This window comes from Photorhabdus sp. CRCIA-P01 (assembly GCF_003545805.1).
In the GTDB taxonomy this organism is placed as follows: domain Bacteria; phylum Pseudomonadota; class Gammaproteobacteria; order Enterobacterales; family Enterobacteriaceae; genus Photorhabdus; species Photorhabdus antumapuensis.
In genome coordinates, this window is the sequence record NZ_NMQR01000076.1 from 1 (window position 1) to 12345 (window position 12345).

Annotated in this window: 8 protein-coding genes and 2 pseudogenes; 8 read left to right on the forward strand and 2 right to left on the reverse strand. The window is 46.2% G+C overall.

Annotated elements, in window-relative coordinates:
• The 7 genes and pseudogenes from D3222_RS22495 to D3222_RS22525 all read left to right on the forward strand — a co-directional run.
• Positions 1–256, forward strand: a pseudogene (locus tag D3222_RS22495) (ISKra4 family transposase); the annotation flags it as partial.
• A gap of 236 nt (positions 257–492) precedes the next feature.
• The gene (locus D3222_RS22500) at positions 493–777 is read left to right on the forward strand and encodes a 2Fe-2S iron-sulfur cluster-binding protein (RefSeq protein WP_118988102.1); all 285 of its coding nucleotides are present in this window, start codon (positions 493–495) and stop codon (positions 775–777) included.
• A 14-nt stretch (positions 778–791) separates the two neighbouring features.
• Positions 792–1727, forward strand: coding sequence for a diiron oxygenase (locus D3222_RS22505; RefSeq protein WP_118988103.1), 936 nt, complete (start codon positions 792–794; stop codon positions 1725–1727).
• 62 nt (positions 1728–1789) lie between these two features.
• Positions 1790–7519: a non-ribosomal peptide synthetase gene (locus D3222_RS22510; protein ID WP_118988104.1), complete on the forward strand. Its 5730-nt coding sequence runs from the start codon at positions 1790–1792 to the stop codon at positions 7517–7519.
• The gene (locus D3222_RS22515; RefSeq protein ID WP_118988105.1) at positions 7506–8300 is read left to right on the forward strand and encodes a cyclase family protein; all 795 of its coding nucleotides are present in this window, start codon (positions 7506–7508) and stop codon (positions 8298–8300) included. The genes D3222_RS22510 and D3222_RS22515 overlap by 14 nt, the downstream gene beginning before the upstream one ends.
• 14 nt (positions 8301–8314) lie before the next feature.
• Positions 8315–9037, forward strand: a complete 723-nt coding sequence (locus D3222_RS22520; protein ID WP_118988106.1) for a tryptophan 2,3-dioxygenase family protein — start codon at positions 8315–8317, stop codon at positions 9035–9037.
• 82 nt (positions 9038–9119) lie between these two features.
• Entirely contained in the window at positions 9120–9812 is a 693-nt protein-coding gene (locus D3222_RS22525; protein WP_118988107.1) for a thioesterase II family protein, read from the forward strand.
• Positions 9813–9877: 65 nt separating this feature from the next.
• Here D3222_RS22525 and D3222_RS22530 read toward each other — a convergent pair whose 3' ends face one another.
• Positions 9878–11047, reverse strand: a complete 1170-nt coding sequence (locus D3222_RS22530; protein ID WP_118988108.1) for a multidrug effflux MFS transporter — start codon at positions 11045–11047, stop codon at positions 9878–9880.
• Between the two features lie 112 nt (positions 11048–11159).
• Between D3222_RS22530 and D3222_RS22535 the strand changes: the two genes are divergently transcribed.
• The gene (locus D3222_RS22535) at positions 11160–11927 is read left to right on the forward strand and encodes an AraC family transcriptional regulator (protein WP_118988109.1); all 768 of its coding nucleotides are present in this window, start codon (positions 11160–11162) and stop codon (positions 11925–11927) included.
• 162 nt (positions 11928–12089) lie between these two features.
• On the opposite strand, the pseudogene D3222_RS22540 reads toward D3222_RS22535, so the two are convergent.
• A pseudogene (locus tag D3222_RS22540) lies at positions 12090–12345 on the reverse strand (ISKra4 family transposase); the annotation flags it as partial.

A 12345-nucleotide genomic window follows, 5' to 3' on the forward strand; every position in this document is an offset into this window, starting at 1 on the left:
TGGTAATAACCAAGGTATGATCCCCAATTATGGGGAACGGCATCGCTATGGTGAACCCATTTCAAGGGCATTTGTGGAATCAACAGTGAATGAAGTTATTGCAAAAAGAATGGCAAAAAAGCAGCAAATGCAGTGGAGCCAAGAAGGTGCTCATTACCTTTTACAAACTCGAGTGGCCGTTTTGAATGATGAATTAGAAAGTCTCTTTCACCGTTGGTACCCTAAACTGAATAACACGAATTTAGATGCAATTTAGATGCAATGGCGGCGTAAATACCCCACTCTTTTTTATGCTCTCCAATTCCATCCGGACAATGATCAAACCAATCGCATTGAAATTAAATGTTAATACTTTTAACAAGTTGCATTGACAATAAATGACACTAAAGCTACTGTGTGTTTCGAGGTTAGATAGATAAAAATATTTAATATAGTCACTGCTGTAAAAGGAAATCATAAAAACTCTCAATCCATTAAAGGAAGATACTAACCATGTCTTTTAAAGCAAAGTCCGATGGGCATCGAGTTATTCTTGATGGCACGGATGTTGGTAACTTTTGCTCGAAAACCTCGTTACTGGAAAATTTTGATAAATATAACATCGATATTCCCTGTTTATGTCGAGCAGGAAAATGTGGCTGTTGCAAAATGGTGTTAATAAAAGGCCAGGTGCGTCATGGGAAACAGAGTGCATTAAGCGAAGATGAACTAGAAGAGAATATAATTCTGGCTTGCTGTGCCTATTCAGAATCAGATATCGAAATCGAACTTTATTAAATAAGGACTATTTTATGAGTCTTATTGAAACCACATTAAAGAAATGGGATCGCTCTGCTATTGTCCGCTCCCGTCCTCGCCGATTACTTAACGAACAAGACCATCATTCTTCCCTTTTCTTTCCTCTTGAACGCCTTCCGCTGTGTACGCACCCGCAAGTCAACGTATTAGGTGATGAAGCGCTATGCTATATCCAAGTACAAATGCTTTATCACTACCTGAACGGAATAGCTAGCATTGAACTGGATATTATTAACGATTCCAGTTACAAGCTTTACAAAAACACCGTTGGTGTTGATTTCCCCACTGAGATGCGTCTGGATGCTCTAACTGTGGTAGTGGATGAATCATATCACGCGCTTGTTGCTCTGGATCTGATTAATCAGGTCGAACAAATGACAGGCATTACACCGCTGCCTATGCCCAAAGATACGGAAGCTTCATACGCGCTTGGGATGGCGCTTGAACAATCAAGTGATGAGCTACGTGAATTGCTGCGGCTGGTATGTGTGTCTCTCTCTGAACAAGCGCTAACGACCGACCTGATCGATGTTATCAATAATGAAGATATTTTCCCATCATTCTATTTGGTGATGAAAGATCATGTTGCTGATGAGGGCCGTCATGCACGATTTTCTCAACAGGTGCTAGGCCATATCTGGTGTCACAGCGATGCGCAAATGAAACAAGCGATGAAAACGCCAATTATGACATTTATTGAAGGCTATACGACAGATGTCATCGCTAAGGATTTTGGTGCGCAAATATTGCGACATTTAAACATGGAAGAAGCAGTCATTGCCGCAGTTATTGACGATACTTATCCTGAAACCACAGTCAAGCCTTGGGAAACAAATAATATCGTCACAGAACAAATGTTATTGGCATTGGAAAAATCAGGTATCCTTGCAGACCTACCAATAGCTAAAGCAACGCACGCGCAATCTTAACACATAAAATTGAGGGTCATCTTTATGCCCCCACGGGAATTTATTGTTCATAGGAAGCAGAGATGGAATTGCTGAATATTGGATATATTGGCGATAACGCTAGTGGAAAAATAATTACCGAAGAAATTCGCGAGTTGGGTCATGAGGTCATTCTACTTACCTCAATAAACAAACTTGAAAAAAAATTAAATTTAATCATCACAACAGAAAACCATGCATCCGTAATACAGGCGCTGGAAAAAAAAACAGAAAACCTGTTGTTCATAACCTCAAATAAAGAAATAGTTAAGGATCTTGATACCCTACAAGCTCAAGAACGCTTATCTCTGTACTTTACATCACCGAGTAAATCCGGTTATCTGTGCGGTTATATTTCTCGCGAAGACCATGGTGCAGAGGATAACTACCTTGAGCATCTTAGTAACAAAATTACTGATATTGTTGTAGGGCTATCTCGCGGTGAGCATCCCACAATCCAAGATACACCCCATCACCTCGACCGAAAATTCTATGCTGAAGAGCCAGACTGTATTCGTAGCCTGATAACCCTCTTATTGCAGCGATTGGGGGACCAGATGCAAGGAATGTGTGCGAGCGATCTCAGTCACATGACTTGGTATCCCAATGCTGATTTTCATACGGTCCTGGCAACAGTGGCCACATCCGACAATGGGTATCTGACGCACTTTTTCTTTAACGAAACTGGCGCACTTAAACATAATAAGTATGCTAAATCCAGAGTGATGATACGTGTCGTGGAAAATGGGGATGGAACTCAGGTTAGCATTTGTGGTGACGATATGCGTTTCAGTCGTTTTACGGATTATTTGGATGCATTAGTGTCAGCCACCATTGACCCCACTCGTGCCCCTTTCATAACACAACCTGATGAACTATACCAGCTAAGAAGATTTAACGAAACCGGTGATCCAAGCCTCTTGTCCCACGATATTACCACGCTGTTTCATCATCATGCTGAGATACATCCAGAGCTTATCGCGCTACATGCAGACAATCGCGACTACAGTTACGGTGAGCTCAATCAAGCATCAGATCAGATGGCGTGTTGGCTACTCAAGCAGAATGGTAACAATGGGTCGTTGATTGCGGTTGCGATGCAGAAATCAGCGCTATTACTGATAGTCCTATTGGGTATTCTGAAAAGCAATAAAACTTACATCCTGCTCGATCCTCAAGCGCCGGAAACGCGTAATCAGAGTATTCTAGATGATGTACAGCCAACGCTTATTTTGGCAGATTCACCACTAAAAGCAGGTAATGCCCCTTGCATCTTATCATCTACTATCAATTACCAAACGTTACATGTTTCTGCTAGAGACCTTCCCTCAGCAAATAAAGAATCACTGGCTTATGTTTGTTACACCTCTGGCACGACCGGCAAACCGAAAGGCGTGATGGTCACCCGAGAGGGGCTAAGCAATGTTGCACAAAACCACCGGGACTTTATTCAATTAGGCATAGGCAGTCGTGTGTTAGCCATTGCATCACTCGGTTTCGATGCATTCGGTTGGGATATTTATGGTGCACTCGTCAGTGGTGCCACACTGTATTTAGCTCCGGCAGAACTGCATACCGATGTCGGTGCGCTGCATCATTATTTGGCTCAGCATGAGGTTGGGCATGTCACCATTACCCCTGCCATACTAGAACTTCTACCACGTGACGTCTGGCAAGGTTTACAGAGCATAATCGTCATGGGAGATGCTCCCCCATCAGACGTGGTCGCCTGGTGGAGTGATCATACACGTCTGTGCAACGGCTACGGACCAACAGAAGCCACTATTGCCACCTCGTTGTGTGAATACCGTCCTGGCGTTGCATGGAATTGTATTGGTGCGCCGTTGAAAAACTACCGTTGTCATATTTTGGATGCATACCATAACCCAATGCCAGTAGGCTTTGAAGGTGAGCTATGCATCGCTGGTAACGGTTTGGCTCGAGGTTATTTACATCAGCCCATGCTGAGTGCTGAAAAATTTGTCACTATGTGTTTGCCATATATGCCAAATGAAGAACGCTTTTACAAAACAGGGGATATCGCCAAGTGGGATGAACAAGGTAATATCATTTTCATCGGTCGCCGGGATCATCAGGTTAAAATTCGTGGTGTGCGTATTGAAATCGGTGAGGTGGAAAGTGCCCTACGCAGCCATCCTCAGGTAGAAAGCGTTTGTGTTGTGGCCAGAACGCAATCTGCCGATAAGATTTTGGTCGCCTTCGTGCAACCGACTTCGCCAGAATTAACGTCAGATACTCTTCGTCATGCAATGGTGCCATTACTGCACCCCGCGGCTATTCCTGCCTCCTTTGTTTTCTTATCTTCGCTACCACTGACAATCAACGGCAAAGTTGCCCGTCAACAGTTAGAGAGCTGGCCGCTTGACGATCAGACTCATCGTATTACCCAACCTGAAACCGAAACGGAAGCCATTCTAGAACGGATTGTGGCAAATGCTATTGGGTGCTCACATACTGATGTTAACCATGAATTTATCAATCTTGGCGCTCATTCCCTGACGATGAGCAAAATTGTGGCTCTCATCGCTCGTGATCTCTGTTGCCGCCTGAATATCGCCGATCTTTTCCAGCACAATACAATTCGTAAACTGGCTGAATATATTGAGAACAAGGCAGTCGTGGCAGATCGCACCATTACAATTGCTGAGGAGCGGCGCACATCGCTGAGTCCGCAACAGAACCTGCTGTGGTACCTGAGTGCGCTTAACCCCGATGATTGTAGTTACAACCTTCCGCTCGCCATAGAGATTCTCGGCCAATTAGACCTCACAAATTTTGAACGGGCGGTCAACTCAATCTATGAAAAACATGAAAGCTTGCGAACCCAATTTACCGAGGTGAACGGCTTAGCCTATCAATATGCACAGCCGCATATTCCAATAAATCTGGCTGATCATAGTGTAGACGGGCAACAAATGCCGCTTGAAAAGCTGGTGAAATTATTGTGTGAGACGCCTTTCGATATTACGCAACGACCTCCGGTCACACTACGCTTGCTGCATTACCATGACCAACACCATGTATTGGTCTGGGTGAAACACAATATTTTGACCGACGCCTGGAGCGAACAACTTATCCTCAACGATCTGTGGCAACACTACAACGATTTGTGCCTTGGCGTACAACCTGCACCACTATTGTCGCAGATTCAGACCATTGACATCGTCAACAATAGTGTGAATTTTTGTACTCAGAACGAGATCACTTACTGGCAGCAACGTCTGGAAGGCTGCCGTGAACTCGATTTTCCCTTGGATAAGCCACGCCCGTTGATGCCGACACACGCAGGCGATCGCATACGCCATTCACTACAAGCCGACATTGCCATGCTGTTGGAACAACAGGCTAAGACATTGGGTGCTACACCTTTTGTCCTGCTTACAGCCGCATTAACTTATTTATTGGGAAAATATACTCAGCAGCAAGATATCATGATCGGCACTGCTATTTCTGCGCGCGATAACTTGTCTCTGGCACAGGTCAGTGGGTTCCACGTTAATACTGTTCCATTACGCACCATCTTGTGCCCACAAGACACTATCGCCAATCTGATCGACAAAATGATGGAAACCTGTATCGGTGCCTATCAGCACCAGCAGCTATCTTTCGACCGTATTCTGCATCAGATCGAATATGAACGGGTGTCGAATAAAAATCCACTATTCCAGATTATGGCAATCTTGCAAAACGCTGGCGACGTGTGTCAAACGGGTCTGCATGGCTGTACGTTGCAGAGACTCCCTGTAGCATCTGGTTTCTCAATGTTCGATATGACGTGGAACTTCAATCTGACTGAGGGAGCCATCGTTATAGAACTCGATTACGCCAGTGAGCTTTTCTATCCTGCAACCATGCAGATGATGCTGGATAACTATGAACAGGTTTTGGATCAACTGCTTACGCTGCCCAGCTCTGCGCCTCTTTCTACTGTTAATCCGCTCTGCGCCTCTGAACAGAACTGGTTATTACAACTGGCCTGCAATCCGGTGACAAACCGACGCGGTTCGTTGATTGAACAAATACACAGAATGGCGCAAACACAACCGTATAATATCGCCGTCAGTTGTGAACAACAACAATACAACTATGGTCAGCTATGGGATATATCTGAACGTATCGCCCACGCATTACAGTCCATTGATAACCAAACGTTCTCTGTTGGCATCATGATGGAGAAAAGTTGCCGCGTTGCAGCCCTGATACTTGGCGTGCTTAAGGCAGGCAAACATTATGTTCCAATTGACGTTAATTATCCGGCAGATCGCGTAAGTTACATGGTTGAAAACGCACAAACCCGGATATTGGTCACGGATGATAATTCCGATTGCGCATTAAATCATATTGCAACTCTCAGCTTTGAGACACTAGTAGCTACACGCCTTGTAACAGACAGACCGCTGCCAATGCTTTCTGACGAGATGTTAGCCTATATCATGTATACCTCAGGCTCGACAGGAAACCCTAAAGGAGTGATGATCACTCAGGGTAACCTGAATAACTTCACTAATGATTTTGTCGAACGCCTGGCATTAGCGAGCCAAGATAAAGTACTCAGTCTGACCAGTATCAGTTTTGACATCTTTGGCCTAGAGCTGTTTTGCTCATTGGTTAGTGGTGCGCATGTGGTGTTATGCCCACGTGAGACAGCGATGGATCCCGTAAGGCTGTACCATTTTATTGAGCAACAGCAACCCCGCGTTATTCAGGCAACGCCTACCGTATGGAGCACCATTGTTAACCATCTTTCTCCAGCCACAGAGCGTCCACTGACGGTGTTGTGTGGTGGCGAGAAAATGCCTGCTGTCCTATTAGCACAGCTGCGGCGTATCGCTACCCAGATACTGCAAGTTTATGGCCCAACGGAAACCACTATTTGGTCTACCTGTGCCGATCTGACGCACCACGGTGATAGTGCATGTATTGGTATGCCAATTAATATGACGGATGCTTTTGTTATGGATGAAGCTGGCAACCTGATGCCGAGTGGTGCTTTCGGCGAACTTTATCTTGGGGGAGCGGGTGTTTCACCAGGTTATTGGAACAACCAGACGTTAACTGACAAGGTATTCTTACAGCGTAAGGTGCTCGGTAGCAGACGTTATTTGTACCGCACTGGCGATATTGTTCGGTTTACCCGACAGGGGCAGTTGGAGTATCTGGGCCGTAATGATCATCAGGTGAAAATCCGCGGTCACCGTATTGAACTGACAGAAATCGATCTATGTTTGTCTGCTATCGGAATCATTGAGCGGGCGATGAGTCTGATTGTTGGTGAAGGTCAACATGCCCGGATTGTCAGCTATCTGCAGTTGGTTCCAGGAGTTACGCTGAATGAAAAAATGGTACGTACAACATTGAAGGCCAAATTGCCGAATATTATGATCCCTTCCGGTTTTGTGGTATTGGAGACATTCCCATTAACCAATAACAACAAGATCGATATACGCAAACTACCTGCACCGGAAATGAACTACTCAGCTTCAGAGGTCGATTATATCCCTCCAGCCAACGAAGCAGAACACAAGATGCAGCAGGTCTGGCAACAGGTGCTGGCGTTAGCACAGGTCAGTGTCACGGACAGTTTCTTCACTCTTGGCGGTAATTCATTACAAATCCCGCAATTGCTGCATGCGATCCGTCTGGAGCTGGGGATCACCTTAACGATCAGGGAGTTTATTCTGCACAGCCAGATTCGCGAACTGACCGTATTGGTGCAGAGCAAATCCGGAGAAACCGCCCATGGAACGCATTGAAATACACTACCAAGGGCGTACGCACCATATCCATCACAGAGAGCCAATTCGGCTCTCCACCCGGCTATGTTTTGCGGATAACTCCGTAAGCCTTTATGGTGTCACGCCAGCCAGTGATGATCCCCTCCGCTATGGTAACGCCGTAGCCAGTGTGCAGTTTGGGGGGGCATGCAATGCCTCCCGCATTAGTCTGGTACCACACTGTCATGGGACTCATACAGAGTGCATTGGGCACATTTTACCCGATGTACACAATGTGGCCGATCTCAATTTTTCCCCTTTTATTGCTGCTACGCTGATCCGAGTGCCGTTACAACGAGCCTCAGCAATGAAGGATAGTTATAACTCCAGCGCTGAAGATGATGATTGGGTGATCACTAGAGAAGCTGTCGATAGTGAGCTAGCATTGTTGACTTCAGATTATCTACAAGCATTGGTTATTGCGACCGATGAACTCCCTTGGCTCCCTAGTGGCAGAGGAGCCCCCTACTTTAGCCATCAGGCGATAGCACGCATAACAGAGCTGGGTGTTCAGCACCTATTGGTGGATATACCTTCCATTGACAGGCTAAATGACGGTGGACGAATGGATAACCATCGCTGCTTTTGGGGGATAACCGATCTCGCTTCGCCCATTGCCGAACGTCAGTGTGCCTCTGTGACTGAATTGATCCGCGTACCACCGCATATTTCCCTTGGTCACTATTTTCTTTCCATACAGTTACCGGATCTCTCAGGGGATGCCCTTCCCAGCCAGCCAGTCCTATTCCCGTTTTCATAAGGTAAAAACGCGTCATGAACTACTCAAGTTATTTGCAATTGAACCAACTGTTAGCACTCCAGCAACCTGCCTCACCTTGTAGTGAGCACCGCAATGAAAATCTGTTCATTATTACGCACCAAACGTATGAATTGTGGTTTAAACAGTTGATCGATGAAATCCACCAGGCAATTGACCTGATTGGTGCCGGTGAAATACCCGCAGCCATCGAAGTCATGATCCGTGTTAATGCCATTACACAAACAGTGGTAAACCAGATTACAGTCATCTGCACATTGAAATTTCATGAGTTCCAACGTTTTCGAGGTTATTTGGGAACCGCTAGCGGTTTTCAATCTTATCAATTTGCCGGTATTGAGGCACTTCTGGGTAAAGCAAACAGCAAAAAACTTCAGCAATACCTAGATGATGATATCCAGCAAAGTCTGGCGGTGATTGTACGTCCTATTTCACTCTGGGAAGCTGTGCGAGCCCAACTAATGCAGATGGGCGACCCAGCGCAAAGTGAGAAAGAGGTTATCAAGGGTATGTTAGAACGCCCTTCCTGCGAGTCACTATTACTCAATCAGTTGCTGGATCTGGATTCGTTGTTACAGGAGTGGCGTTATCGGCATGTAAAACTGGTCGAACGTACGATTGGTCGACGTAAAGGTACAGGTGGTTCTGCGGGCTCAGACTATCTGAAGTCCACGCTTTTTAACCCGGTATTTGATGAACTGTGGGATGCAATTAACTGATCGTAAAACGAAAGTAAATGTACAATGGGATCGCAAGATCCCTTTTCCAAGATCACCATTATTATAATGGTAGGTAAACCTTATGCACATCGTACACTTCCCTTCACCACTGCGTTGCCTGAAAAAACTGACTCCAGAACGTCAAGGAAAACTACGGATGATCGTTTTCCCACATGCGGGCGGTAGTGCCATGGCATTTCAACATTGGGGAAAACTGCTGTCTCAGAACATTGAGTTATTTGCCGTACAGTATCCAGGCCGAGAAGAACGAGCAGATGAAACACCGCTCTGCCAACATCAAACGTTGCTCAACGAGTTACAACAGGCGTTGGTCACTCTACAAGAAAAACCCTTGATCATGTTTGGCCATAGCCTTGGCGGCAGGTTGGCACTTGCCGCAGCGCTTATGCTTCCACAGCCACCGTTACAGTTGATTATTTCTTCCTGTTCTTCACCTTTTAGAGCACGTCATGGACATCTATTGAGGATGTCACGTAACGCTTTGCTTAATGCTTTATTAGTTAATGGAGGTATAAGCGACACGCTGCGTAACGAGAGTATATTACTCGATTTTTACCTACCGATAATCCGCGCAGATTTGTTACTTTCAGCCCAATTGCTATTTCCACAAAGCACCAGCTATCAGGCACCGTTGGCTGTTTTTCAGGGGAACCGTGATAACTGGATTGATGAGCAAGATTTAGCGGATTGGCGCCAGATCGCAAGCGGAGAGTTTCAACAGCGGTGGGCATATGTATCTGGCAGAGGAATATGATTCCGTAGTCGCAAGGCTCCATCGGTTGTTGGCCGGTCATTTAGCACCGACCAACGTTTAAATACTCAGGAGCGCTCGTTTTCACCTTCTGGCAAGGTGAGTTTCCGTTCTCTACGTACGATACTCCCTGCCAGCATCAGTGCACAAATGCTGCTGATTGTCAGTACCATGCCAAGGTGTTGCGCCAACCCTGCCAGAACTAGGCCGCCCCCTAACATCAGGTAATACATCAAACCAAGGATCGCCCCTGCCGTTCCCATACAATCTTTATAATGCCGCAGGGCACGCGCCAGAATATTGGGAATGGCAATACCATATGCCATCACAACCAGCATCATTGGCAAGACAAACCATACCGTTTCTTCCAGCAAAAGTACGAAGATACCGCCGGAAAGCAGCAGAACACACGCCAGTGTCAGCAACGCAGTAAATAACCAGTGCTTGGCGATCAAAAGCTTGTTAATGGCTGCGCCAAGACCCACACCGACCGCCAACACCAGTCCTGTATAGCCAAACCATTGCGCAGGAAGACCCAGTGTTTCAAAACGGAACGGTGCTAACTGGTAATAACTGAACATACAGATATTGAATAAAGCGACCAACAATGCACTGTGCCAAATGTCACCATCTTTAGTCATACGACCCAAGGTACCGAAAAAGGAGCTTTTTACGACCTTTTGTGGGCGCGTTTCTGGCAGTTGCCATGCAGCATAAGCCAACAACACCGCCGCTAATATCGCCAGGCCGCTAAATACGCCCTGATAGCCCCAATAATGGGTCAGTAACGTACCGCTCAGCACACCAATCGCCGGACTAACCGCTATAGCTATCCCCATCACCGAAAACACCCGCGCCAATTCGTAGTCGCTGAACTGATCACGAATGGCGGTCTGAGTACCCACTGATCCCACCGCCGCACCAAAGGCTGCCAACACCCTCGCCCCCAATAATATGGTAAAACTATCGCAGAAGACAGCTAAGATAGATGCCAACATATATAACGCTAGTCCGGCAAGGATAGTAGGACGCCGTCCAATAACATCACACATTCGTCCCCATACCACAACGCCGAGGGCAAAAGCAAAGAAATAACAGGACAAGGTTTGCGCGGCCATTTCCGCGCTGACATGAAACCCTTCAGCAATATGAGTAAGCGCTGGGCTGTAGATCGTTTCCACCACTTGGGGAAACATCATCATAGATGTTGCTAGTGTAAGGGTAAGTTTGCGTTGCATAGCAAGTCCTGTGTCTAAAGGTAAAATTAGGGATATCAAGGTATCATCTTCACTCTATCGTCTGCTACAATATAAAAGACAAATAATTTACATAATCGGACAGCAACAGTATATGACATGGCTTAACGCTCAGGATACCTTTGATCCAGATTTGCTCGGCAACAGCGTATTGGGCATCGCAGCCGAATTGGCTCAGCATGACTCTGGTCCACACTGGCATAGGATGGGGCAACTACTGTTTAGTCAGCGAGGTTGCATGCGAATTACGCTCAATGAGAGCATCTGTATGCTCCCGCCGGGTCGTATCGCTTGGATTCCACCACAGCTAGAGCATCGGGTGCAAGTTAGTGGTGTGGTAGGTTATCGATCGGTGTATCTCGATCGCTCCCATTACCCTAGTCTGCCTGAATGCTTAGAAGTCCTGACAGCTTCACCTTTGCTACGTGAAGTGCTGGAACGCATTGCCATCGCCGAGTTCGATACCAACTGGCAGCACGGTGCGACCGCCAATATTCTAGCGGTATGCCTAGATGAGATACAACTGGCACCACGCGAATTAACCCTGTTGCCCCTGCCCAGTGACCGCCGCCTGAGAAATTTAGCCGATATGATCACAGTTCCGCCTCTGTACGAGCTGGCTAGTTATATCGGCGCATCAGAAAAAACCATTAGCCGCATTTTTCAGCGTGAAACGGGGCTGAACTATCAACAGTGGCGGCAACAATGGCGGCTAATCAAAGCAATTGAGTTATTAGCAGAGGGATACGCTCAATCTGACGTCGCCAGCCAACTGGCTTTTTCCAGCGATAGCGCTTTTGCCACCTTTTTTAAAAATATGGTAGGCTGCCCTCCAAGGACATATATGGCAATGCGAAGATAAGCTTGCCGTTTAGGTAACCAATCCGACACGCTGGGTGCTCCGTAACGTGCATCGCTCACAGAATCGCTTTGAGTAATCATCAGTTACGCTCATGCATCCCTATAATTGATAGTAAAAAAGGAGAGCATAAAAAAGAGTGGGGTATTTACGCCGCCATTGCATCTAAATTGCATCTAAATTCGTGTTATTCAGTTTAGGGTACCAACGGTGAAAGAGACTTTCTAATTCATCATTCAAAACGGCCACTCGAGTTTGTAAAAGGTAATGAGCACCTTCTTGGCTCCACTGCATTTGCTGCTTTTTTGCCATTCTTTTTGCAATAACTTCATTCACTGTTGATTCCACAAATGCCCTTGAAATGGGTTCACCATAGCGATGCCGTTCCCCATAATTGGGGATCATACCTTGGTTATTACCA